The organism is Providencia sp. PROV004 (assembly GCF_011045615.1).
Taxonomy (GTDB): Bacteria; Pseudomonadota; Gammaproteobacteria; order Enterobacterales; family Enterobacteriaceae; genus Providencia; species Providencia rettgeri.
In genome coordinates this window covers 1,811,554-1,838,337 of the sequence record NZ_CP042859.1, presented here as the reverse complement: position 1 = coordinate 1,838,337, position 26,784 = coordinate 1,811,554, and the positions used below count along the sequence as shown (strand labels likewise).

The window sequence follows — 26,784 nt, the reverse complement described above, 5'->3', positions numbered from 1 at the left end:
TTATTCCCCTTTTATTGATTCCACAGGTAAACGACCTGCGAATAAGAGAATAAAATCACGAACAAGTAGACTTCTTGCGCTTTGTTCGGTCGGTGCTATCGCTGAAAGGCGGCACGGTTTTGCAGTGATATCTGAACGTTTTACACACAAGAAAAGAAATTTAAATTGAGTTTGGGTAGGGATAGCCATCATAACGATGATCTCCTTGCACTTGGTTAAGGAGTCACCACCAGAGGTTCCAATCTCTAAAGGGGTGGTGACGTTGAGAGGGTTGGAACTACTGGCGTACAAGGAGACCAGCCAACCTTTCGGTTGCCCTAACAACGCCACCATTGAATTCGAATAGGCGCAATTCGCCATATGGTTGGCATTATTTACGACATAAAAAAAGACGCATGAGGCGTCTACTGTCGCCTTGTACATATTCAGGGTTCCAATCCTGACGCTAGATTTTGCTAGCGCATAAGAACTATAGCCCAACCCTTTAGATAGATGCAACTTTTTTATTTTCATGATTGAAGCCAGCTTGATGTACTGTTGATAAATAGAGGAATTAGCCCAGCGAGAAACTGGGCTAATTTCTTAACCTGCTGAAATGGCAGAGAACCACCGATTTTTAGTGCCTTTTAATCCATCCGATAAATTAAAGGCAGTGGGTGAACTGAGCGATACACGGCTCTTTTTACGTGAAAAATGAGAACGGTTAATACTGAACTCTAAACGGTTCGTTCCCACGCTGGATGGGCTATCCGTGACAGCCAGCCCACCAAGATAAAAAACGCCTTTTTGTCCGCGAAAATCCTCTTCCACTTCGATAGAACAAAACAATTTTTGTCCTTGTTTGTTGTACTCCACCAACTTCAAATTGGGTCTTAAACGTGCATAGAGCTTGGTTTCTCCGTTACTCTCTTCCGCTTTAACGGCTAACACTTCGCCCAAGTTATCCAGTTTTCGATTATGCTCTTCCCATATGAGCGCGGTGTAATACGCGGGGTCATAACTATCAGCAATATCCAATAACCATTTAGGCTCAATATGCCGCCCGTCTAGTGTTTGCCCTGATGTAGCCACGCAAATCCAAACAGTCGTTAATTGAGGTTCAATCCTTTCACTCATAGTGAAAATACCCCTTCTTCAATCTGGATGGCGTTTTCATCAATGGCAGCATATAGATTCCCATCTCCTAAGCCATAGCCCTCATTGCGTAGATAGCTATGCTCATACACCTTTCTATCGTCCACAAATTCAGCACGAAAACGGCGAGTGTGCTTTTGTGTATAGATATGCAAGTTATCAAGTGTGGTGACGACCAAACGACGACCTGGCATAAACGGTGGAATAATGGCAAAACGCCCTGCAACGGTACTTAATGCCATTTGGCTTGCTTGAATATCTGCGGGTTTATCGGATGCCGCGAACAGTTTCTCGCGGTATAACCCTGCTAACTCTGCCCCCACCAACACCACTAAACGCGGGTCTTCACGGTATTCTTCGGGGATCTTTTTCATAATGAGATAGTTAGCCATTGCATCTAAATTCGGGAAAGCACCGTCTTTTCCTAATAAAATTTTATCGGTCACTATTTGCGAACCTTCGTTAAATTCGGCTGCGATTGCGTGCCAGCCTTTATTCACATCCTGACCGCGTTTATAAACCTCGGGCTTCGTGGGATAACCGCAAAACTCACCATTAAAACCGACGCGTATCATGTCCAACGAAACGGCTTTAGAAAATAATTCTGACATCACTTTAGTAAAATGTTCATCATCCCCGCTGCCGCTATTGGCAATCATGGACATCTGCTCAAACGAAATCGCGGCACAGGTATCTGTTTCCTCTAAAACATAAGGCATACCTTCAAAATTAATATTCTTATGGAATCGTGTCGCGATAGTACGCCCTGTGTGAAGCGTATTATCACCAAGGTTAATGGTATTTCCGCGTTCTTCGCTAACATCTGCCAGCGTTAATTGATTCATAAACCAACTGGCATCTGAAATAGCGACACGTAATAAATTTTCAGAAGGCTCAGAAATAGAAAACATCTGGCTATTTTCAGATAAATAATTAGCCCCACGGGTAAAATTGGCGTGAAAAGTCATTGCCACATCTGGAATAGTGGTTACGTACATAGTATGTTCCTTATATTTTAAATTATAGATATTTTAATTTTTGTTGTAATCTGCGCTCAGCATTAACCATTGATTCAGCAAATTCTTTGGCGGTTAATATTTCTTTTAAATGAGGTTCTTTGTTACTGTAATAATGCTTATAATATTCAATTCGGTATGTCGGTGTGTTTCTTAATGTATATGGATCTTTTGGTAAAGTACAATTGCTTATAACATTATCAATACATTGTTCAAACGTACTCATTTCATCCAATATAAATTTACATGATTGCTCATGCCCCCAACTCATATCTGATATCAATGAATTTAAATGACACTGTTGATTTGGTAACGCATTTAATAAATCAGATTTAATCCCTTTAACTTTTTCTGATATCATCCATTCAATAACAGGCTTTAATAAACCGTAAAGGCCATTAATTTTATTGAGTTTATCATTTTCATTTTTAACATGGCTTTGTTGCCGCTCTATCGCCCGATAAGCATCTTCAGCCCATGTTTTTGCGCTTGGTTGGTGGGCGGGCTTCTTGAGCTTTCCATTTTCTAGGTTTGACATGTATTCTGTTAAACTATTCAATTCAGCCGTTTCTTTTTCAGAGAGTTTCGAATAGTTAGAAACAACTCCTTCACCTTGCTTTATCAACAATTTAATTTCTTCCACGCTAGGAATTAAATTATCAAAATCAAAGTTAGTTAGCTCACAAAACTGTTTTATTTTATCTTTCATTTGAGACAATCGATATAACTCAATTGTCCGTATAATAAATCCAGTATCTTTACTATCATCATTTATAGATGCAAACTTATAATTAAATATATACGATAAATTTTCATCTTTGTAATAAGATATATTTTTCATAATGTCCTTTTCCTTAAATTGTTGTTTATCCATTCATGTACTTCTGATTCTAACCAAGCAACAGAACGTGATCCTATTTGTACTTGGCTAGGAAACTCTTTATGTTTCATTTTAAAATAAATAGTAGAACGAGGTAGCCCAGTTAATGAAATTACGTCTGGCATTCTTAACAGCCGACTTTTTTCGGAGTTAAGATTACCCGTAGGTAATAAACTCATATTTATTCCTTTAAGATTAATTTAGACTTTATTGTATCTCGTGAGATGCAGTTATATTTGCATAGAATATTAATTTGGTAAAGTCAGTGAATATTTAACTCGTTCAATTTTATTGAACTATTAATAGCTGATAGCTAATTAACAACCGTTAACGGTAATTAACAATAATGTTCAAAAAGTAACCATTGTGTCTATTTGCATTTATTTGGTTTTATTTGCACTTCCTACTATTTTTTTGCATACATCTAAATTATTGCCCTTCTTTTTTGTAAATATTTGTAAATAAATTGATATGTGATAAATATAGTTGTTGTTTATGAGGTATTCCTCCCCAAAAAACAGAGTGTTCATAGATGGGACATTCTCATAAAATAAATCGGGAAGATTCATATGAAAAAATAACGTTTTGCTGACAATCAGAACATTTCAATTCTGAAACAGGGATTACCATGATTCCAAACGGAATGTATATAATTATGTATAGAAAAATAAAAATTAAAATAAAAGTTATATTTTATCAGTAAGATAATTAAGGGAATCGATTCCTGCAGGGGACACCATGCCTAACTCTCCCGAAGTCTACCTGACTCAATAAAAATCCTTTCTAATCAATTAAATCTCTTTATATCCTTCTTTTAAAGCTTTCCGCAAGCTTGATGTATTTACCTTTTCATCCTCACACCAAAATAGCTTTTTAGATTGATGACAACCCAATTTTTGCGTTTGTATTCAAATGGCCGTGGCTGTTTTGCAATATCCCTTTTTTACTGCGGTCGTAATAATGCCCGATGTCACACATTTCTTTCAAAGACCATTAAAAACGATGATTTTTCATAGGGTTCATCAATTCCTTTTCATAAAGTAATTTCCTATTTCAAAATCAGGGTCCCTACACAATAAACGAGTAAATATTCTTATGAATCACCCTGTAACAACTTGAAATAAAGTGTTACAAAAAGGTTTGGTTGACACAGAAAAATCATAACAATAAGAAAATAAAGTCATTAGATGTTGATATTATTGGTTTTTCAAATTACAAAACTAAGATAACTCAAAAAAATACATTAATTTGCACTCACACTTATTGATAAGAAAAGTTGATTTATTCATTTGGTGAAGATATAAATAAAATAACTACATAAGTTAAATATATCAAATTCAATTGTAACCATTTAACAATAACCAAGAAATATACCTGTTAAAATTCAAGGAAATTCACTCATGTCAGATAGCTTTCAAAATGAAGTCCCTAAAGCGCGGGTTAATATTAAATTAGATCTGCACACGGGGGGGGCTCAGAAAAAAGTCGAGTTACCCCTGAAGCTGTTAGCGGTTGGTGATTATAGTCATGGGCAAGATGATCGTGCGCTATCTGAACGTGAAAAAGTTAATATCAATAAAAATAACTTTGACAGCGTCCTCAATGAATTCTCACCGTCAGTCAATCTAACGGTTAAAAACACCTTAGCAGGGGATGGAAGTGAAGAAAGTATCGCATTAACGTTTAAAAACATGGCGGACTTTGAACCCGAGCAAGTGGCTCGTCAAATCCCACAACTGCGCGCAATGTTAGCCATGCGTAATCTGTTACGCGACCTAAAATCTAATCTCCTCGATAACGCCACATTTCGCCGTGAATTGGAAAATATCCTTAAGGATCCAACACTCAGTGATGAACTGCGCGAAGAGCTAGCCCAACTTGCACCGAAGAAAGATTAATTTGGATTACTAAAGGATTATGCTGATGTCTGTAAAAACTGAATCAACCCAAGGTGCAACGACTGTACTTGATGATGCGTCTAATCATGGTGTTTATGCTTCTTTATTTGAAAAAATTAATTTAACCCCTGTTGCTACAATCAGTGATATTAATGAATTCCAAGATAATGCTGCACTAGCGGATGCAACTGCGGATGAACGGGTCACGGTTGCTGTTCAAGTCTTTTTAGACCGTTTAAAATCATCCGGTCAAAAAGTGGAACGTTTAGACCGCAACTTACTTGATCATCATATTGCTGAACTTGATAAGCAAATTAGTCAACAACTTGACGAAGTGATGCACCATCAAGACTTCCAAAAAGTTGAATCTACTTGGCGTGGTTTAAAATTCCTCGTTGATCGCACTGACTTTCGTCAAAACGTCAAAATTGAGCTACTGGATATCGCCAAAGATGACCTACGCCAAGATTTCGAAGATAGCCCGGAAATTATCCAAAGTGGCCTTTACCACCATACCTACATTGCGGAATATGACACTCCAGGTGGTGAGCCTATTGCAGCGATGATTTCTAACTATGAATTTGATCGCAGCCCTCAAGATATCGCCTTATTACGTAGTATCTCTAAAGTCTCCGCATCTGCCCATATGCCATTTATTGGCTCTGTTGGGCCAAAATTCTTTGGCAAAGAAACCATGGAAGAAGTGGCTGCAATCAAAGATATTGGTAACTACTTTGACCGTGCTGAATACATCAAATGGAAAGCCTTCCGTGACTCGGATGATGCCCGTTATATTGGTTTAACCATGCCGCGTGTATTGGGTCGCCTACCTTATGGTCCAGATACTGTACCTGTTCGTAGCTTCAATTACGTCGAAGAAGTAAAAGGGCCAGATCACGAGAAATATTTGTGGACGAATGCCACATTTGCCTTTGCTGCTAATATGGTAAAAAGCTTTATCAATAATGGCTGGTGTGTGCAAATTCGTGGCCCGCAAGCAGGTGGCGCAGTGAAAGATTTACCTATTCATTTATTTGATTTAGGAACAGGTAGTCAGGTCAAAATCCCATCTGAGGTGATGATCCCAGAAACCCGCGAGTTTGAGTTTGCGAACCTTGGTTTTATCCCGCTGTCTTACTACAAAAACCGTGATTACTCCTGTTTCTTTTCTGCCAACTCAGCCCAGAAACCAGCACTGTATGACACCGCTGACGCAACTGCAAACAGCCGTATCAACGCCCGCTTACCGTATATTTTCTTACTGTCTCGTATCGCCCATTACTTGAAGCTTATTCAACGCGAAAACATTGGTACCACCAAAGATAGACGCCTCCTTGAATTAGAACTCAACAACTGGGTGCGTGGTTTAGTGACTGAAATGACTGATCCGGGGGATGATTTACAAGCCTCTCATCCTTTACGCGATGCAAAAGTGGTTGTCGAAGATATTGAAGATAACCCTGGCTTCTTCCGCGTGAAACTGTATGCCGTCCCACACTTCCAAGTCGAAGGTATGGATGTTGATTTATCGTTAGTTTCACAAATGCCTAAAGCCAAAGCCTAACGGTTCATAAAGGTCATTCAGGATGAAAATCTACCGTCCCCTATGGACAGACGGGGCCTTTTTGGCCCCTCAACAATTTCAACAACAAGCCCGTTGGGACAGCCATGTCGCTGAAGTCGTTGCTCAAATGGGCATTGCCTCAACGTGGGGGGTGATTAGCGCGGAATTTGATGCCAGTGCTTTAACCTTATCTCGCGTTAGCGCACAAAAAATGGTTGTGCGTTTCCATGATGGCACACTTATTGATACCACTCTAGCTGATGCGCTTCCTCCTGTGTTATCCCTTGCTGACTACGCAGACCGCCAGTCGTTAGACATCGTTTTAGCATTACCTTTAATGCTAGCAAATGGTGGCAACTTAGCCTCTGAAGCGGGTACCGATCGCCCTCGTCGATTTAGTCAAGAGTGGGTTAAAGTTCAAGATCTGCTCGGACATGAGGAAACGGATATTGCAGTATTGCGTCATGTGGCAACGCTACGTTTTGCCCATGATGAGAATGAAGCCTATATGACCTGTCCGGTTGCACGGCTTATCCGCAACGCTCAAGGGATGTGGGAATTCGACAACCGTTTTATTCCCCCCTTGCTTGCTTGTCAGGGTAGCCTTGAATTACGTTCATTACTCTCGGAGTTTATGCATAGATTAGTAGCTAAACGCCGCCGTTTAATGGCGCTACGTCGCGAAAGTAATGAAAAAATGGCCGACTTTGTGGTTGCTGATGTCTCATTATTTTGGCTATTGAATTCACTAAACAGCGCTGAACCCGTACTCAATGAACTCGGGTCTGCATTACATCGTCATCCTGAATTACTCTACCGAGAACTTGCTCGTTTAGCAGGGAGCTTATTAACCTTCTCTTTAGAACATAAATTGGAAGATATACCACTATACAAACATGAGCAGCCTGAGCAGGTTTTTCCACCGCTTTTTTCTTTATTAAATACGCTACTTGAAGCCAGCTTACCTTCGCGTGTTATCAGTATTGAATTAGTAAAAGAAGGTCCATTCTGGAAAGGTCAACTCCATGACGGTCGATTACGTGAAGAAGCCGATTTTTACTTATCGGTTCGCTCATCATTACCGGCTCACTTATTAATCGCTCAATTTCCACTCCTTTGCAAAGCGGGTAGTAGTGATGATGTGGCTGACGTCGTTAATGTGGCACTCAATGGTATTCCATTGAAACCGCTCAGTCATGTCCCAACGGCGGTTCCTCTTCGCTTAGAAAATCAATATTTTGCGCTAGATATTGAAACACCTGCGGGTCAAGCCATGCTCTCTTCTGGGCAGTGTGCGTTCTATGTTCCAAGCACGTTAGGTGACATTCAATTAGAGCTGTTTGCGGTACTTCGCTCATGAACAATACAACATCGCACCATACTATCGACATGATCTTCGCTCAAACTTGGCTGATGGTTTGCCAATTACATCAAGGCACTGCCATCACTCAAGGGGATAGTTTTTATCGTCGTGTTTGCCAACTCATTGATGAAACACGCCAAAAATTACTCGAACATGGCTACCCTGAATCCGCCATTGAACATATGCAATATGCCCAATGTGCGCTAATTGATGAAAGCGTGATGAATCGCCAGCACCAAGATGATGGGTACAACACTTGGATCCAATCTCCTTTGCAAGCCCGCTACTTCAATACATTAGAAGCGGGAGACAAACTTTGGGATCGCCTACGCAGCATTTTAAACGAAACCGCCCCGAATCCTGACGTTTTGCTCTGTTTTCATCGTGTGCTTACCCTCGGGTTTGTCGGTAAGTTTCGTCAAAAAGAAGCGCCAGAACGTGAGCGGATCGTCGCTCAACTCAATGTTCAACTTCCGGACTATCTGGTCACTTCAGAATTACCTCTCGTCGTAAAACCTAAATTACGGTTTAGCCGTCGCAGACTTTACTGGTTTGGTTGGATAGGCGGCATTCTCATACTCGTCGCCATGTGGTGGGGGTTCAGTGCTTCGCTAGAACATTTACTACAACAGTGGATGACACAAGGATAGGCATGCAAAATCCAATCAAACCGTGTCTGACGCTTTTTGCTACGGGACTTTTCTTGTGGCTACTTTGGGGGTTTTGGTCTCTAGGGCAAAGTGTCTCCATTTTTGTTTCCGTCTTCGTCTTAGTACTGACGGGTGGAATGTTGTTTTTGCAATATAAACAACGACGCCAAGTATTATCCACTGAACATGATTATACAGGTGCATTTCCGGCTGATAATTATCAGGGGCCTGTCATTTTAGTTTGTGGTCAATCTCAAGCGCTATTTCTGGATGCCCAATTACACAGAGAAACAAATCAAGGTTGGTATATTCGTGTATCCGCGCCCACTGAGCTCGTTAAATTGATTGCCGCATTGGTGGAATATGCCCCATCGCTATCTGGGCACTTATCCTTACTATACGTTGTATTACCCGAGCAACTGACACAACAAGAAACCCTAACACAAGCGCTACTCAATTGGCGTCGAGCTATTGGGGAAGGTCGTCAAAAAATCGGTGCTAAATTGCCATTTTGGGTAACGGTATACCTTTCTAAACCTCATTACGCTGATACCGCTATGCATGTTGATGATGAACATACCCCTTGGATGACGTTACTCAGCCACCAAACTGAATTTCAGGTGGAGCAAGAAGGTACAATGTCAGTCCCTTACTCTGTGTGGCTACCCACGCATATCGGTCAGTCAGAACAAAGCCTGCAATTTTCTCTATGGCTAGATACCTTACAAAGCTGGCTAAACCAAGTTTTAGTTCCTCAATTCATACTACCTCAAGCTGGAGCACCGAAACAAATCCCTTCAGCATGGGCTATTCAGTGGATTGATATCACTAGCCAACCAAACAATTTATGGCAGCAATTTATTCAAGAAAAAACCATGCTGCCTCTATATTCATCAATTCAAACTACTGATTTGCTACCTTTGCCCGATGTCATGTTGCGTCGCTTACACCATGATATTAGCTTAAGCCGTACAGAAAGAACCCTCGGCGCTATCGGAATTATTTTTGGTGTTTTTTTAATAGGCACATTAATCGGAAGTTACTACCATAATCAGCAACTCATTCGTCATATTGGTGAAGATATTGCGCGTTTTTCGCAACTATCAGATACACCACTTGCACCAAAACAGACTGCTTACCAGCAACTGCAAGATGATGCAGCTCAATTAGCGCGCTGGGAACGCGAAGGAGTCCCAACCTCTCATTCTTTAGCGTTATATCAGGGAGCGAGAATATTACCCTACTTGCACACACTATTAAGTGGTTGGGCGCCCCCACCGCCTCCTGCGCCTATCATTGTTCAAAATGCCCCCGAAATAGTCAGCCTTGACAGCTTATCGCTATTCGATGTGGGACAATCGTCGCTAAAAGCAGGTGCCACCAAGGTTTTGGTCGACGCCTTACTCAATATTAAAGCGAAACCCGGTTGGTTGATTGTCGTCTCAGGCTATACCGATAACACCGGAAACCCAGCACTCAACCAAACACTATCCCTGAAACGCGCCGAATCGGTCAGAGATTGGATGATAAAGACCAGTGATATCAGTCCAGCCTGTTTTGCCGTTCGAGGAGATGGCCAGAATAACCCTGTTGCCGATAATCAAACCGCTGAAGGCCGAGCGAAGAATCGGCGCGTTGAAATACGACTCATCCCTCAGGCAGATGCTTGCCAAGAGACAGATAATCAAACCGTGTCACCGATGGACGATGACACACATTCGACCCGAAAGGAGAAGTAACAATGGCTATTCCTGTTTATTTATGGCTAAAAGATGACGGCGGCGCAGATATCAAGGGCTCTGTTAATGTACAAGACCGTGAAGGCAGTATTGAAGTGGTCGCACAAGACCATAACCTGTACATCCCAACCGATAACAATACCGGTAAGTTAACGGGTACACGTATTCATACCCCGTTTATTTTCGTGAAAGAAATTGATGCATCAAGCCCTTATTTGTACAAAGCGGTAACGACTGGCCAAACTTTGAAAGAAGCCGAATTCAAATGGTACCGCATTGATGATGCAGGACAAGAAGTCGAATATTTCAATACCAAGCTCGAAAACGTCAAAGTGGTCAAAGTCGCGCCAAAAATGCACGACATTAAAGACCCTAATAAAGAGAAGCACAACCATCTCGAAGAGATTGAGCTGCGCTATGAAAAAATCACTTGGACATACAAAGACGGCAACATCATTCATTCCGACTCGTGGAATGAGCGTGCTACCGCTTAATTAAGACAAGCAGGCGTTTCGGCGTCTGCTTTTTTGTACGTATTCGTACGCCGATGACACACAACACACAATTTATCTTGATACCTAATGAACCTCGGTTAACGGTTAGGGGCGGTAGCGTTCCTTGCTGTCTCTAACCATTTTCCCCCCAATACAAGAGAGAGAATATGGACAATTCATCCGTGATGCTATTACGTCGCCTAAACCCTTACTGTGCCAGCGCATTAGAAGCGGCAGCTTCACTCTGCCAGACACGAGCGCATGCGGAAATTACCATTGAACATTGGTTGCTCAAATTATTGGAAATAGGGGAAAGCGATATCACGGTGTTAGCTCGCCGCTATGAATGGGATATGTCAGCCCTTTGGCAGAGCTTACTGACAGATATCGACAGCTTACCACGCTCCATTCATACCCGCCCTTCCTTATCGAAACCTCTCCTTAAACTCATTCAACAAGCGTGGGTGATTGCGTCTCTGGATGAAGACATCGAACACATTCGCAGCGTGCATCTCTTGTCTGCCATGACTCAGCAACCGTCACTGGTACCGAATGATAATTTGTGGCCGTTAATGACATTAAGTACGACCCAACTTCAGCGCTTAAGGCCGATGCTTGACGCGCAATCCGATGAACGACCTGATGTACAACAACTCGCCGCACATAATCAGTCTTTATCCCAAGAAACGCCATCTGACGCTAACGAGGTAGAAAAGGCGAAAAACTCAAATGTAATTGGCGACACTCTGAGTGAAGCACTACTGGCCGTCCTGAATAAATTTACGGTGGATGTGACCGAAAAAGCACGCGAAGGCGCGATTGACCCTGTCTTTGGACGTGATGATGAAATTCGCCAAATGGTGGATATTCTCTCTCGCCGTCGCAAAAACAACCCCATTCTCGTGGGCGAACCGGGGGTGGGTAAAACCGCCTTGGTAGAAGGTTTAGCTCTACGCATCGTTGAAGGCAACGTTCCTGTCAGCCTGCAAACCACATCATTACGCACATTAGATTTAGGGCTACTGCAAGCGGGAGCTGGCGTAAAAGGCGAATTTGAACAGCGCTTAAAAAACGTGATTGAAGCCGTACAACAATCCCCAACACCAATTTTACTATTTATCGATGAAGCCCATACCATTATTGGCGCAGGCAACCAAGCCGGTGGCGCAGATGCCGCTAACTTACTCAAACCCGCCCTTGCCCGTGGTGAATTACGCACGATTGCCGCAACCACTTGGTCTGAATATAAGCAATATTTCGAGCGTGACGCCGCTTTAGAACGCCGCTTCCAAGTAGTCAAAGTCGATGAACCTGATGATGAAAAAGCCTGTTTAATGCTGCGGGGGCTAAAACCTCGCTATGCCAAATATCACGGTGTTCACATTACCGATGATGCGGTCAAAGCCGCCGTCACCTTATCTCGCCGTTACTTAACCGGTCGTCAACTCCCCGATAAAGCTGTGGACTTGCTCGATACCGCCAGCGCGCGTATCCGCATGAGCCTCGATACGCTCCCGGAAGAACTGACGCGTTTAAAAGCCAAACGCACCGCATTAGAACTTGAACAGCAAGCCATTCTTGATGACTTGGCCATTGGCAACACCACCAACCAATCCCTGCTGAGCGAATTAGTCACTCAAGACGCCCAAATCGCCCTACAACTGACTGAGCGAGAACAGCGTTTTGAACAAGAAAAAAACCTTATCAGCGAGCTCTTAGAGCAGCGTCGACAATCCCAAGATGTCAGCGATATCCAATCACAGTTAGAACTCGTACAACAAAATGAACCGCTGATCACTCCGGATGTGGATGTCAGAACGGTGGCCACTGTCATCGCTGATTGGACAGGCGTGCCCTTATCCAGCCTATTAAAAGATGAACAAACCGAGCTACTTGAGTTAGAAGAGTCGCTAGGTAAACGCGTAGTCGGTCAAGAAAGCCCATTATTGGCGCTTGGACAACGGTTACGTGCGGCGCGTACAGGACTCGCTTCAGAAAATGGCCCGCAAGGGGTGTTTTTACTGGTTGGCCCAAGTGGCGTAGGGAAAACGGAAACAGCCTTAGCCTTGGCAGATGTCCTGTTTGGTGGCGAAAAATCCTTAATTACCATCAACATGTCTGAGTATCAAGAAGCCCATACCGTCAGCCAATTAAAAGGCTCGCCTCCAGGTTATGTGGGTTATGGTCAAGGCGGGATTTTAACGGAAGCTGTTCGCAAGCGCCCTTACAGCGTGGTATTACTCGATGAAGTGGAAAAAGCCCACCGTGATGTACTTAACCTGTTTTATCAAGTATTTGACCGTGGTTTCATGCGCGATGGCGAAGGCCGTGAAATTGATTTTCGTAATACCGTGATCTTAATGACAGCCAACTTGGGCAGTGACTTGATCATGCAACAACTCGAAGAATTCCCTGAGTCGACCGACGGCGAGTTACAAGAACTGCTGCGCCCAACCTTGCGTGACCACTTCCAACCTGCATTACTTGCCCGCTTCCAAACCCTAATTTATCGCCCATTAGGCCCTGTGGCACTGCGCCAAATTGTTGAAATGAAACTGGGTAGCGTCATTAAGCGTCTCTACACCCACTACAAGCTTGAGGGTATTATCGAAGAAGCGCTGTATGACACCCTCGTGAGCGCCTGTTTATTACCTGACACCGGCGCCCGTAATATAGACAGCCTACTTAACCAACAAATTTTGCCAGTACTTAGCCAACAATTACTCATGCGCCAAGCCAACCACCAGCAAGCACAAAGCCTGACGTTAGGGTATAGCGAAGAAGACGGGATCACCCTGAGTTTCAGTGATATTGAGGATATAAATCCATGAGCCTACTCGATACAGCCAAAAACCTCCTTCAAGGTCAAAACCGCTATCGCCTTGAAGTGCAAGGCTGCTCAGACCTACTGGACGTTGAACATTTTACCGGGCGTGAAGCCGCTAGCGAACCCTATCGCTACCAGATTACGTTTACCTGTTCCGCTCAAGATCTTTCTGCTCAACAATTACTGCGTCGTAATGCTAGCCTGACCTTTTCGGCACCGATGAATAACTTAATGGGACTCGCCACTCAGCCGAGCGTTGCCAAGCGCGTTCATGGCGTGGTGACGGATTTCCGTCGTCTCTCTGGCTCTGCAGATGAAGCCCGCTACCAGTTAGTTATCGAGCCTTTTTTTGCGCTACTGCGCCATCAAATTCGTAGCCACCGTTTCTTTATCAACCAATCTGTGCCGCAAGTAGTTGAACAAATTTTACGCGAACACAATTTCAAAGGCTGGGAATTCGAATTTCATCTCGAAAAAGCCTACCCCAAACGCGAACAAATCAACCAAATTAACGAAAGCGACCGCCAATTTATTGAGCGCTTACTCAGTGAAGTGGGGATTTTTTATCGCTTTGGTTTACAAGATGATACCCAAACCGAGGTGCTCCACTTTACTGACAGCCAACGTGGCTATGTGTATGACAAAACGCTGCCATTAAATAGCCCATCTGGGCTGAGCGATAACCATGTCGACAGTGTTTGGGGATTATCTTTACGTCATCAAGTAGTTGAAAGCACTGTTTTTGCCAAAGACTATAACCACCGACTGGCGGAAGATACGTTGATTTCCGCTGTCGCAGACATGACTCGCGGTGATGGGGAAAAAATCAATTACGGCGATGTTTATCACTATAAAGGCCGCCACCTCACCCGTGGAGATAAAATTCGCCCTGAAACTGAAACCGCTAACTTCTGGGCAAGACTCGATCACGAGCGCTTTTTAGCGAGACAAACCTTGCTACGCGGGCAAAGTAGCGCGGCAGACCTGACGCCATTATTGGTATTAAATATTCAAGATAACCCACTCATTTCGACCTTACCGGCCGTCTTTAAATCACCGATTTTAATTACGCGATTACGCTTTACCGCCAGCCGAGATAAAGCGCTGACCGTCCGTTTCGACGCCGTGCCTTATACGGAATCACTGTGCTGGCGTCCTGCACTCAAACCGCGCCCTGTCATTGCCGGAACATTAATGGCACGCGTCACCAGCGCAAAAGACCACGATATTTATGCCCACCAAAATGAACATGGGTTTTATTGGGTCAAATTCGATGCAGACCGTGATGATAAAACCAAGGGTTATGAAAGTATGCCCGTACGTTTGGCGAAACCCTACGCCGGCGATACGTATGGGATGCATTTCCCGCTAATTCAAGGGACTGAAGTCGCTATCGCATTTCATGAGGGTGACCCAGACCGTCCTTACATTGCTCATGCACTCCATGACTCCCGCCACCCCGACCACGTAACGGATAAAAATAACACCCGTAATGTGATCCGCACGCCTGCGAATAACAAATTGCGCATGGAGGATAAACGCGGGCAAGAGCATATTAAACTCAGCACCGAGTATGGCGGAAAAACGCAGTTAAACTTGGGGCACTTGGTCAACGCCGAACGCGAACAACGCGGTGACGGTTTTGAGCTACGTACAGATAGCTGGGGTGCAATTCGTGCAGGTAAAGGGTTGTTTATTACCACCGATAAGCAGGATAAAGCTGGTGGTGATGTGTTGGCGATGGAATCAACAATTACACAGTTGAGTAATGCATTAGAACTTGCACAGTCCATTATGAACTTAGCTAGGCATTCAAATGTTGAAACATCTGATCATGAACGGCATACAAGCCAAATAGACAATAATTTTAATCAACTCTCTCAAGCTTCATTAGTAGCATCATCTCCAGATGGAATCGCTTTAAGTTCTATGGGATATATGCAGCAAAGCTCAAGCAATGACTTCGTAATTACATCTTCAGAAAATGCATCAATGACTGCATTTAGGCGACTAACATTAGCCGCTAAAAAAGGAATTTCAATATTTACACATGAATTAGGGGCAAAATTAACAGCTGCTTTTGGAAAAATCGAGATAGAAGCTCAAGATGATGAAATTGCCTTGACCGCTCAAAAAGGGATCAGTATCACCAGTAATGAGGATGAAATAACGCTTACTGCCAACAAAAAGGTCACCGTGCAATGTAATGGCTCATCTATCATATTGGAAAACGGTAAAATAACGTTTGTTACCTCTGGGGACATTGATTTCAAATCTGCTAACGTCAATATGCTATCACCTGAAAACATAGCTATTCCTTTCGAAGGATTTACGCTTTGCGAAGCCAAAACACTCAGTGATACATTTAATAACGAAGCTATAGTTAAAATGGACTAAATATCGACGTTACAAAACACTTTCAGGATGCGTATCCAATCCACTTTCATTCCCACGTGATTATTGACAGAGTCATTTATCCCAACCTACCCATAACATGGAATGCAAGCCCGATTATTACAGAAATGATAGCGCCTCAGGCCCATTTATATCCTTTTCTTGTTGATTTACGCCATCTAGATTCTGAACAAATACCAATACTCCAAAAAATGATAATTGATTCAAAAAAAAATGGAGGAATAATTTTAATCAAAAGTCATTACGACCATAATACGCTCATCTATCTCCTTGCTAATGCTTTAATCTATGCACCCAAAACAGGTGGAAATTATTTATTGCGCTATTATGACCATAATGTTATGTTGCAATTAATAAGAATAATTCCGCACAATCATTTATTTAATAAAATAAAATCTCTCGGTATCGATTTTTTTACATTCCATAGTCGGTTCGGTCATATAACTTATCTTCCTGAACTTGTAGAAACAACATTTAATGATAATAAGAATAATACGTTAGCCCTCCTTTCAAATATCGGAATAATAAATAAGGCCATTAAAAAATTAAATAATGACATGGACATAGCTACATGTTTAAAAGTTAGCCAACGACTTGATGATAAAATTACTAATGACATCATGTCTTTTATTACACAATGCATACTCGTTCATGATTTTTATTACCAATCACCTCAGATAATTAATCTTTTAAAAGAAACGAGTCAATATCCTGGTTACTTTCATGAAAGCCTTTCATTATTGAGCATCGACGATTGGAATAACATCCTCGCGTATTGTGAAAACACATTATAATTAAGGAATATTATGTCTTGTAATTTTTGCGAAAGAAGAGGCGTAGCAATCCTCCCAGTCCGTTCTGCAATCACCCTTGATAACTCAGGAGCTCCAGCATTACCGCCTGAATTTACCACCAGTGTTAGTGAACGCGGTAAAATAAAATATACATCTCGTCTTCTTCGAGAAGGTTATTTACATATTTACGATGAAAAAAGACAAACATGGACTGATTATATTGTCACTGACGATGCCTATTATTGGAAAGTGACGGACGATGCCCCCTCAATCATTCCTAAATTAGGTCAAAAACCCTGTGCAACTAAGTTAGATGAAGTCGCTCGAGCTTCCTTTATATCCTTACCTTTAGCCATAAATCCGAATGATAATGGTCGTTTTTGGCTTAGTTGGTCACAATACGCATGGACTGATGCTATTCGTGAAATGCACCACCAAATAGAATTTCGTGAAAAACACATGCAATGTTTTGACCTAAAATTATGGCTATTAGATAAAAAAGCAGATCAAACTGTTCCATTGACTCAACTTCGTCAAACTGTTGCTGAATATTGTGACGCAAAAATCCCAGCATCTTCTTTTGATTTTTATTCCTCTCCTTGGTTAACAAAAACAAAATCAGATGGTGATTTTTTATTAAATACCGCCACTCACTTGGCCTCTATCCCATTAAACCCCGATCCATCTCGTGCAGCAATTATTCATCTTCAAGATCCCATTGCCATTTCGGAAGATCTATCACAATTAATTCTACAGTCACACGATAACTTTCTTACTGTTTGTAGAAAAAATTCCAAATTAAGTGATTTTGATAGAAAACTTACTGCTTTTTCAAATATCTCTTTAGCTGAATATAATGTTAAGGAAAATAACAAGCTTCAGCAATTTTTAGCCGCGGAAGAACTCGAAAATAAAGCCTATTTTGGTGATGGTGAAACCTTTATATGGCCAAGTATTGCGGAAAAAAATGCAAAAAAAATTCGAGATTATACAAATGAAAATTACGAATCATGGGCTGATAATGAATGGGAACGCTATTTGGCACATGCGAATGAAAATAATATTGATGAATTCAAAAATGATTACAATACACAAAAAAATGAGTACAAATCTAATTACGAAATCCCTTTGTTCGATATGTACCTTGCGATGCTAAAACACTCTCTTTTTATAAATTATTTTATTTATAATTTTGATGCGAATAATAAAACAAGTGGAGAAAATTATACAAATACCTTGAGTTCTTGTTTAATTGGCAGTCAGGTCAGTGCTGAATGTGCAGATTATATTGAAACACAATTAAACGGTGATTTTCTTGACAAAAAAAATATTTTTATGCGAGCCTATATCTTTAATCAAAATGATGCAGCTCAATTTTATAAAGAACATATCCCTCAATCTACCGATAATTTACAATTACATTCATTGCCATGGGGAAATTTATTATCCTTCCACAGCCAATTTTTACAAGATCTCACCCAAAAGACTCACTTTAATGATAAAATTAACACATTGAATTATGTATTAGCGGGTCCCATTATCCGAGTGTTAAAAAGTGCATCTCTTTATAAGACATCAAGGCTTCCTGTACTACTTGCTATTAATGAGAATAGCCCATTAATAAGCATGTCAGAGAAAGGTGCACGAAAAACAGTATCCAAAATGCTGACAGAAGCTATCGTTCGAGAAACTTTTAATGCTCAGAAAATGAGTCCTGTGGAAAAACTCGAGGCTAAAAACATTTTTCGTAATGCCATTGAAAATCAAATCAATCAAAAAGGCATTGCAGATACGGTGCTCAAAGAAATGGGAATAAAGAGTGCCCAAGGGGGAGATTTAACAGGGGATGGTATTCTACGTAGCAATGTATTATTAACCGAAAATATGCACCCCGAATTTAAAGGAAAAACACCTCAAGAAATCGTAAAAATAGCCCAACGTATTACTAGCGACATATCAACCTCTGAACAAGCTCATAACCTTTACCTAAAACAAAAGCTCTCCGTTACCGCAAGCACGGGAAATATTGCATCGATTCTTTTTCAACTTGCAGGAATTGCCTGCATGATAGAACAAGAAAGTGCTTGGTATGGTGGCGTTAAAACGCGAGCTGGGCAACGGCTAATCGCCAGTTGGATTGGAGTAACTGGCGCAATATTAGAGTTTTCATTTGCGACGCTCAATTCAGCGTGGGCCAAAGGGGCATTAACAGAAGTTCGCTGGTTTAGAATACTTTCGAGAGTAGCTCAAGGTGTATCTGTAGTAGGTATTGCGATACTTGCTTATTTAGATTATTTAGATTATGAAAAAGAAGAAGAAAAAGGTAATATTTTGTTGTCAAATTTATATTATTTTTCTAGTTTTCTAGGCCTTTTACTAATCATTTGTATTTTAGGTCGAATTCCCATTGTAGGCGTTATCATATCGATTATATTTATCATCGTTGCATTTGCTATCGAGAATTACAAACCAAATGATTTAATGTTATGGATTAACAAATGCATGTATTTCGGAAAAAATAATGAAGGATTATTTTCATTAGCTAAAGATGAAGATGAAGCTTTTGCCAAACTATGGGAACAATAATTCAGGACATTAAACCTATCATGAAAAAAATTAAAGAAATATTAGTTCGCTTTCCGATTAATCGTTTTTTAGACAGTGATGACTTGGCAAACCATTTACGTCAAGGTCAGCATATTGAACACATTACACAACAGGATTTAACAAGTGACTTATCGCTCATCAAATTAAACTCCACTTTTTTAGAAGTGACTGATGTTCACTATAAAGATAGGGGATTTGTTTCTTTTGTTGTTTTGATTTATCTTGCCTTAGCGACTTATTTCACCGTTAATGCTATTTTTTTTCCTCTGAATTTAGATTGGTTTAAGATTTCAATTTCTGTTCCATTCATATTAATTGCGCTTTATGTACTCAAAATTGAATGGTTTATTTATACACACTACCCTATCCGTTTTAATCGTAAAAAACAGCTTGTTCACCTTTTTCGCACTAATGGCGCGGTGCAAACTATCCCGTGGCAAGATATCTATTTTACCCTGCGACAAGAAAAACCCAATGGTCTCAGCCCTAAAATGTGGTACCTGTGTGGTCACATCCTCGATGATGAAAAGTTACGGGTGGTTGATACATTTACCGTCAGTATGTGCTCACTCTATAAAGAGGAAGTGCTGCGCTTTTGGGAGTTTGTTCGCCGTTATATGGAAGATAAGAAAGGAGTGAAAGAGGTCGCTGAGATTTCTCATTGGTTTTTACCCATCAACGAGCAAAAAGAGTCGTTAGGGCTTGGTTTTCGCATGCTCAATATGCGAGTAGGCCGTATTGGGTCGATTCTGCTCTTTCCTCTGCATATATTGCAAGCCCCTGCCCGCTGGCTTTCATTTCAAACCAGTAAAATTCCTCAGTGGACACCAGAGGTCGAAGCCGATTGTCAGATTGAAGATAATGACCCATATCAGTTTGATTGCCACAGTGTTGATATGAGATGGCAGTGGCGACACCTGCTTTTTTGGCGCTACGCAGAAAGTACTGCGGTCGCAAAAAATCGATGGAAACGGTAAGGCAATCCTAATTAACATCTACATGTAACCAAGAGAAAATATTTATGAAAGGAATCATTCGACTCGGTGATAGAACGTCATCTGATGGTCGCGTTTTATCCGCTTCAAGTAGAATACAAATGCACGGCAAGGGTGTGGCGCGAGTTGGAGATACAGCTTCATGTCCCAAACACGGCACTAATCAGATCGCCGAAGGAAGTGACAAAATCAATGACCAAGGGCAAGCAATTGCTTTTCATGGACATAGACTTTCATGCGGATGTTTATTGATTACTTCTTTACCAAATATTTCAATTGGATAAAACATGATACAGCCAGATGCAACCCTTCCTCCATTAATGTCAATTCCAAATAAGTTCAATTTATTTCATACTATCATTATTTCTTTATCTATCGGATTAATTGTATGCATTACTTTATTCTGTTTTTCTACTTTTGAAAGCAACCATAGATTAGTTTATATTTTTTTTATCTCTTTTATTACCTCTTCCATTACTTTTTTATCGATTTATTTAACATACATTCAAAGGATTAATTATATTAATCAATGGAACTTAGAACGTGATAGACTTATAAAAGAAAAAACAAAACTAAAAAGAAGAACAATTAATAGTAATTTGATTTTCACAATGACAGCTCTAGGAAATCAGGGAAATAGTCTTTTTGCGTTAACTGATAAAAATCTTTTAAAACAAACAGAAAAAGAAGACAAATCCATAATAAAAAACGCTAACATCCCCATATTAACGTCAAAAAATAGCACAGAAAGATTCACTGGAATTCTTGACCATTTTTTATTAAGTAATACCGAGTCAATATCAAAGATAGCGTCAAATAAACAAACTAGATTTGTGATTTTAGATAATATCAACGAATTATCAAAAGAATATTTAATTGAAAAAATAAATAAAATCTCAAATCAAATTCAATTTTTACCTCCAAATAAATTAAGTACCTTTATGAATGAACAAGCCAACCTCCTAGCTCATCCCCCTATATTTTTATTAGGAATGCAAATTAATACAGAAACAAGCTACTACTCAGAAGCTGTTGTCTTACTTGAGTTGTTATCTAACTCAGAAAATCATGGCGCTAACATTCACCAATCTCCCGAAAATATCCTAGATTACTGTATAGAGAACGTTTTATCTTTCGGTGGAAATATACCTTATGCAATAGAGAACATTTGGCATAGCAATATAGATGAGTTTGAACTTAGCCAAATATTAGAAAAATTAAGCACTCTAGGTATATCACCTCAACCAAAACTGATTAATGCTAATGCCGTATTCGGTGAAACCAGTGAGTTATCAGAATTACTGTTAATCAGCCTAGCATTAGAGCAAACTCAAAAAAGCGACTTGCCACAATTAATTCTAAATACAGAAAATATGCATAAAGCCAGAATCATTTCCAATAAAAATCATTAATTAGCAATTTAAAATATAGAGACCTTTAAAATGTTATTTTACATAACCATTATCCTTGCACTTGTGTCTTTATTATTCACTTGGTTTTGGAGCGGAAGTTACGCTATAGAACCAAGCCACAAGGCCAATGCGTCCTTATATATTATTTCATTATCCATGTTATTTATTGGGCTAGTTAAATTAATTAAAAAAATTAGAAATAAAATCATCAAGTTTAGGATAAAAAAAGATACTTATGACTTAAATGAGGGACAACTCGGAGAAAACCTATCCGGAAAATATCAAACAGAGTTACTATCTTTACCTATAAAACAAACCCTAAAATCCCAATACGGCAATTTCTGGCATTCCAAAGTCTCCATACAGCTCCTCCTCGGCTCCCACTCCGCCGTCGAAAAACTGGCCCCTAGCCTGACGCAAGAAATCTGGCAAGAGTGTGATGGCACCCTACTCATCTACGGTGGTGACATCGGGAGTTCCATAGACTCTGAACGACTAGAAACCCTCAAACACCTGCGCCGACGTCGTCCACTCGATGGTGTGATTTGGGTGACAGAAAACAGCATTTCTTCCCAGCTTTTAGACAACAACGTCACTTTCACTAACCTCAATACCGCAACAGCCCACAATGCAGGGCGTGCCATCCAAAACCTCTTTCAAGAATTAGGTTGGCGTGCGCCAGTTTGGGTATGGAGTGTCAGTGGCCAACAGTCCCTCAGTGCGGTTGAAACGCCCTCTATTCTCTGCATGACAGAGCAAAATATGCCAGCTGAGGCACTATCGCCTAGCTTGTTAAGCCTGATCCCTGCACTTGTGATCAACGGAACTCAAGCACTACTTCGTGAACAGAAACACACCTATCTACTCGCCTTAGCCCAATTTCTACAAAACGGGGGCAGCCAGCAGCTTGCGACCGCATTAGCGCCACTCAATACCCAATTACGTACGCTGCCTTTTTCCGGCATCGCATTTAGCCCTTCTATCAATCCGTTAAATCAGCAACGTTTACCCAATAGTTGGCACCCCGATACGCGCTGGCAAAGCTGGTTAAATGTGCAATCTGAACTGGCATCCGGTTTACAGCCTGCCTCTTTAGGCTTTGACAAAAAACGTCTCCTTCAATACGGTGCTGCTACCGCCATGACCTTGTGGGGTGCAGGCATGATTGTCTCTTATTTCGCCAATCGCCAGCTTATCGAAGAGAGCTACCAAAGCGCGAGCGTCGCCGCTAACAGCCAATTACCGGAAACTGAACGCCTCAAAGCTCAGTATGATTTTCAGCAAACTCTTGGGCTGTTAACTCATCGGGAACAGAACTCAGTGCCTTTTTGGCTGCATTTTGGCTTGAATAGCAATGAGCCGCTATTAGCGCATTTATGGCCGTTGTATCAGCAGACGGTACTCCCTCCTCTGCGAGATAATATCCGTCAACAACTTGAGCAACGATTGCAAGCCTATACACAATTATCGCCAAATAGTGATGAGCGTCGCCAAGCTACACAACGTGCATATCAAGATTTAAAAACTTATCTCATGATGAGTACCCCTGAACGCATGGATCCGGCGTTTTTTACTGATAGCGTGCTCACGACCCTCCCCGTCCCACAAGGAATGAACGAAGGTGAATGGCACACTCTTGGCAAAGAGTTGCTCATGTTCTACGCGCAGCAGCTACCCAAGCATCCTTACTGGCAATTATCGGCTAACAATAACCTGATTAATCAAAGCCATACCTTGCTCATTCGACAAATCGGCCAACGCAGCGAAAGTGCTTCGTTATACCAAAAAGTGCTTTTGCAAGCACAGAATCAATTTCCGGATATGACTCTCAATGACATGACAAACGATACCGATGTTAGCTTTTTATTGACCACCGATGAGTTTGTACCGGGAATTTTTACTCGCAAAGCATGGGAAGAGTCCATTGAGCCAGCAATCAAAAAAACGGTCGAATCGCGACGCAATGAAATTGACTGGGTATTGAGCGACAACCAGCATGAACTTAGCCAAGATATTTCGCCTGACGTACTTAAACAGCAACTCACCGAGCGTTATTTTGCCGATTTTTCAAGTAGCTGGTTAAATTTTTTAAACAGTTTGCAATGGCGGCATACCGAAAACCTGTCCGATACCATTGACCAACTCTCACTAATGAGCGATGTGCGCCAATCTCCGGTAATTGCACTGATGAATACCCTTTCCTACCAAGGGAAAACCGGACGCCAGCAAGAAAAGCTCGCCGATTCTTTTATGAATTCCGCGAAAGACCTGCTCAACAAAGAACAAAAACCGGTGATTAACCAAAAAGCCGATTTTACGGGCCCATTGGAAGAGACGTTTGGTCCTATCCTGAACTTTGTTGACCCTCAAGCAGCCTCACAAACTGGCGATAATCTGAGTTTACAAGCGTATTTAACCCGCATTACTCGTGTACGTTTAAAACTCCAACAAGTCGTGAATGCCCCCGACCCACAATCGATGTCACAAGCATTCGCACAAAGTATTCTGGAAGGTAAAAGTGTCGATTTTGCACAAACCCGAGACATGGGAAGCTTGATTGCCGCCAGCTTTGGTCAAGAGTGGCAACCTTTTGGCGATGCACTGTTAGTGGAGCCGATGACCCAAGCGTGGCAGCAATTGCTCACACCAACTGCCCAAGGCATTAATAGCGAATGGCAAAATGCGATTGTCAATGAATGGAACAACGCCTTTGGCGGTCGCTATCCCTTGAAAGATACGCAAAGCGATATTTCTTTGCCTCTGATGGCACAATATCTTCGCCCTGATAGTGGACGTATTCAGCGTTTCTTAGAAACACGTTTGCAAGGTGTCTTACGCAAAGAAGGCAACCATTGGGTACCCAATAGCACGAATGCTCAAGGCTTACGCTTTAACCCTGAGTTTATTCAGGCGATGAATACCTTGAGTGAGCTAGGCGATGTAGCGTTCGCAAACGGAGAAGCTCGCCTATACTTCGAAATGCGCCCAGGCACCAGTAAACAAGTGATGCAAACGATACTGGTGATCGATAAGCAAAACCTCACCTACGATAACCAATTCCCTCAATGGCAACGGTTTGTATGGCCTGCCGATACCGTCGCGTCAGGCGCCTCATTGTCTTGGATGACGACCTCCACCGGTACCCGACTCTATGGTGATCATCGTGGTGTTTGGGGGTTAATCCGTTTACTCGAGACAGCCAATGTCGCGCCTTATGCAGGAAGCACCAGTAGCTATACCGTGTCATGGGTAACACCAGATAGCAATACACTCAATTACCAACTGCGCACTGAAATGGGCCAAGGCCCACTGGCGCTATTAAAACTACGTAACTTTGTGCTACCTGAAAAAATCTTCTTGGATTAGCCTCGATAGGACATCACCTATGCCTTTATTAACTGCCTTACGCACAGCCTGTTTTACCGGAAATCCGCTTGTCGCTAATCAATTAGTGGAACAACAAGTCGTGTTATGGGAACGCTGGTTATTGCCAATCACAGCTGAAAATCCGGTTGGGGAAGACCCTGGCTATGACGATGACTTCGAACGCATGAAAGAAGAAGTCAACAAGTTATCAGGCTCAGATACACAATTAATCTGTACACTTGCCGAAAATCTCTTAACTCATGTCTGTAAAGACGCACGCGTGATCACTTACTACGTTTGGGCACGCTTGCATCAAGAAGGTGAAACGGGCCTAGCCGATGGATTAGGATTACTGGCAGGGTTACTCCACCGTTACCATGATGACTTGCTACCAAATCGCCCAAATAGCCGAAAGTCGGCCATTGAATGGTTGGCGGGTCAACGGGTTATCGACAGTTTATCCCTTTATCCTGAAGTGGATAGTAACGAATTCGCACGTATCGTGGCGTTACTTAGTTCGATTGTGGATGAATTTAGTACATGGGATGAAGCAAACCGTCCTAATCTTGCACCACTACTACGCGCATTAGAAAATCGACTTGCACAATCTGGTGGTGCGAATAGTGTTGTTCCACAAAATATTAAATCAACAGAAAATATCTCAACGAAACAGATATCATCGGGTATCAGCGCTATCACGCCTATTCAGTCTGGTCGAGAATTACTTGATCAAGCCAAAGTACTCGCCAATTATCTGCGTAATCAACCGAACGGCTGGCTGTCGGGTCACCGGCTGATGAAATCTGTCCGTTGGGATACCCTGCACCAATCGCCACCACAAAATCAGCAAGGTTGTACTCGATTAGCCCCACCACGCTCAGATGCCAAAGCGCAGCTAAAACGTTTATATCTGCAACAAAATTGGCTCGAACTCACCGAGCAAGCTGATCGATTGTTTGCAGAAGGAGTTAACCATTTTTGGTTAGATGTGCAGTGGTATTTGCATCAGGCATTGAGTAAATCCCCTGCGCCGTGGGACGGCTGGGCAGAGGTGATTGCTTCTGATTTAAAGCAGTTCTTACTTCGCTTGCCGGGTTTAGAAAATCTCGCTTGGGAAGATGGCACACCTTTCGCTGATGAAGTCACATTAGCGTGGATCAAACAGCATATTCTAGAAGAGAATATTCAGTCTCTCCATCACATGCCTGTTCGTGGCACAAGTGACGATGATAACGACTCAATATTTTCGTTAGAACAAGAAGCGTTAACTCAAGCTGACACTGAAGGCGTTGAAGCCGCATTAGCCTGGTTAATGTCACGTCCGAATATCCAAACACCCCGTCAAAAATGGTTGCTGCAATTAGTGATGGCAAGAGTGGCCGAACAATTTGCTCGTTATGATTTGGCACTGAATTTACTTCGTGAATTAGACCACAGTGCTGAGCAGATGCGTCTCGCTGATTGGGAACCACACTCGTTATTTGAAGTTAAAGCCCGCCAATTGCAACTGTTGCGAGGGAAAACGCAGCGTAATACGCCTGACAAAGCTGAACTGCATCATCAGATGTCTGAGTTACTGGCTCAACTAACACGATTAGATCCTGTGCGAGCCTTAGTACTCTACCCCTAA

Annotated in this window: 20 protein-coding genes; 15 read left to right on the top strand and 5 right to left on the bottom strand. The window is 41.8% G+C overall.

Going from position 1 to position 26,784, the window contains the following annotated elements:
• The 5 genes from FVA69_RS07975 to FVA69_RS07955 all read right to left on the bottom strand — a co-directional run bounded on the left by FVA69_RS07975 (nucleotide 1) and on the right by FVA69_RS07955 (nucleotide 3,155).
• Nucleotides 1-423 carry a host cell division inhibitor Icd-like protein gene (locus FVA69_RS07975; RefSeq protein ID WP_238789292.1) on the bottom strand — a complete coding sequence of 141 codons (423 nt, stop codon included), beginning with the start codon at nucleotides 421-423 and terminating at the stop codon, nucleotides 1-3.
• A gap of 159 nt (nucleotides 424-582) precedes the next feature.
• Nucleotides 583-1,116 (bottom strand): GPO family capsid scaffolding protein, encoded by a 534-nt coding sequence (locus tag FVA69_RS07970; RefSeq protein WP_164528650.1) that lies wholly within the window; start codon nucleotides 1,114-1,116, stop codon nucleotides 583-585.
• Nucleotides 1,113-2,132: a P2 family phage major capsid protein gene (locus FVA69_RS07965; RefSeq protein ID WP_164528649.1), complete on the bottom strand. Its 1,020-nt coding sequence runs from the start codon at nucleotides 2,130-2,132 to the stop codon at nucleotides 1,113-1,115. Before FVA69_RS07965 ends, FVA69_RS07970 begins: the two co-directional genes overlap by 4 nt.
• A 22-nt stretch (nucleotides 2,133-2,154) precedes the next feature.
• On the bottom strand, nucleotides 2,155-3,024 hold the full coding sequence (locus FVA69_RS07960; protein ID WP_238789291.1) for a hypothetical protein: 870 nt from the start codon (nucleotides 3,022-3,024) through the stop codon (nucleotides 2,155-2,157).
• A complete protein-coding gene (locus FVA69_RS07955; RefSeq protein ID WP_336298222.1) occupies nucleotides 2,988-3,155 on the bottom strand; it encodes a helix-turn-helix transcriptional regulator in 168 nt (55 codons plus the stop codon). Before FVA69_RS07955 ends, FVA69_RS07960 begins: the two co-directional genes overlap by 37 nt.
• 1,275 nt (nucleotides 3,156-4,430) lie before the next feature.
• On the opposite strand from FVA69_RS07955, the gene tssB reads away from it, so the two are divergent.
• The 15 genes from tssB (at nucleotide 4,431) to tssA (ending at nucleotide 26,784) form a co-directional block, all read left to right on the top strand.
• Complete coding sequence (tssB, locus tag FVA69_RS07950) at nucleotides 4,431-4,928, top strand: type VI secretion system contractile sheath small subunit (RefSeq protein WP_110732011.1); 498 nt, start codon at nucleotides 4,431-4,433, stop codon at nucleotides 4,926-4,928.
• 19 nt (nucleotides 4,929-4,947) lie between these two features.
• Complete coding sequence (gene tssC / locus FVA69_RS07945) at nucleotides 4,948-6,492, top strand: type VI secretion system contractile sheath large subunit (RefSeq protein ID WP_109911521.1); 1,545 nt, start codon at nucleotides 4,948-4,950, stop codon at nucleotides 6,490-6,492.
• Between the two features lie 22 nt (nucleotides 6,493-6,514).
• Nucleotides 6,515-7,852 carry a type VI secretion system baseplate subunit TssK gene (gene tssK / locus FVA69_RS07940; RefSeq protein ID WP_004912456.1) on the top strand — a complete coding sequence of 446 codons (1,338 nt, stop codon included), beginning with the start codon at nucleotides 6,515-6,517 and terminating at the stop codon, nucleotides 7,850-7,852.
• On the top strand, nucleotides 7,849-8,505 hold the full coding sequence (gene tssL, locus FVA69_RS07935) for a type VI secretion system protein TssL, short form (RefSeq protein ID WP_164528648.1): 657 nt from the start codon (nucleotides 7,849-7,851) through the stop codon (nucleotides 8,503-8,505). Before tssK ends, tssL begins: the two co-directional genes overlap by 4 nt.
• Nucleotides 8,506-8,507: 2 nt before the next feature.
• Entirely contained in the window at nucleotides 8,508-10,244 is a 1,737-nt protein-coding gene (locus FVA69_RS07930) for an OmpA family protein (RefSeq protein ID WP_164528647.1), read from the top strand.
• Between the two features lie 2 nt (nucleotides 10,245-10,246).
• Entirely contained in the window at nucleotides 10,247-10,738 is a 492-nt protein-coding gene (locus FVA69_RS07925; protein ID WP_004912469.1) for an Hcp family type VI secretion system effector, read from the top strand.
• Nucleotides 10,739-10,905: 167 nt separating this feature from the next.
• Nucleotides 10,906-13,569, top strand: a complete 2,664-nt coding sequence (tssH, locus tag FVA69_RS07920; RefSeq protein WP_164528646.1) for a type VI secretion system ATPase TssH — start codon at nucleotides 10,906-10,908, stop codon at nucleotides 13,567-13,569.
• Nucleotides 13,566-15,962 (top strand): type VI secretion system Vgr family protein, encoded by a 2,397-nt coding sequence (locus FVA69_RS07915; RefSeq protein ID WP_164528645.1) that lies wholly within the window; start codon nucleotides 13,566-13,568, stop codon nucleotides 15,960-15,962. The genes tssH and FVA69_RS07915 overlap by 4 nt, the downstream gene beginning before the upstream one ends.
• A 125-nt stretch (nucleotides 15,963-16,087) precedes the next feature.
• Nucleotides 16,088-16,774, top strand: a complete 687-nt coding sequence (locus FVA69_RS07910) for a hypothetical protein (protein ID WP_164528644.1) — start codon at nucleotides 16,088-16,090, stop codon at nucleotides 16,772-16,774.
• Nucleotides 16,775-16,786: 12 nt separating this feature from the next.
• Nucleotides 16,787-19,360, top strand: coding sequence for a T6SS effector BTH_I2691 family protein (locus tag FVA69_RS07905; RefSeq protein ID WP_164528643.1), 2,574 nt, complete (start codon nucleotides 16,787-16,789; stop codon nucleotides 19,358-19,360).
• 20 nt (nucleotides 19,361-19,380) lie between these two features.
• Entirely contained in the window at nucleotides 19,381-20,358 is a 978-nt protein-coding gene (locus FVA69_RS07900) for a DUF6708 domain-containing protein (protein ID WP_164528642.1), read from the top strand.
• A 44-nt stretch (nucleotides 20,359-20,402) separates the two neighbouring features.
• Nucleotides 20,403-20,660 (top strand): PAAR domain-containing protein, encoded by a 258-nt coding sequence (locus FVA69_RS07895; protein ID WP_164528641.1) that lies wholly within the window; start codon nucleotides 20,403-20,405, stop codon nucleotides 20,658-20,660.
• Between the two features lie 3 nt (nucleotides 20,661-20,663).
• Nucleotides 20,664-21,788, top strand: a complete 1,125-nt coding sequence (locus FVA69_RS07890) for a hypothetical protein (protein WP_164528640.1) — start codon at nucleotides 20,664-20,666, stop codon at nucleotides 21,786-21,788.
• A gap of 30 nt (nucleotides 21,789-21,818) precedes the next feature.
• Entirely contained in the window at nucleotides 21,819-25,154 is a 3,336-nt protein-coding gene (locus FVA69_RS07885; RefSeq protein WP_164528639.1) for an ImcF-related family protein, read from the top strand.
• A gap of 19 nt (nucleotides 25,155-25,173) precedes the next feature.
• Complete coding sequence (gene tssA / locus FVA69_RS07880) at nucleotides 25,174-26,784, top strand: type VI secretion system protein TssA (RefSeq protein WP_110732017.1); 1,611 nt, start codon at nucleotides 25,174-25,176, stop codon at nucleotides 26,782-26,784.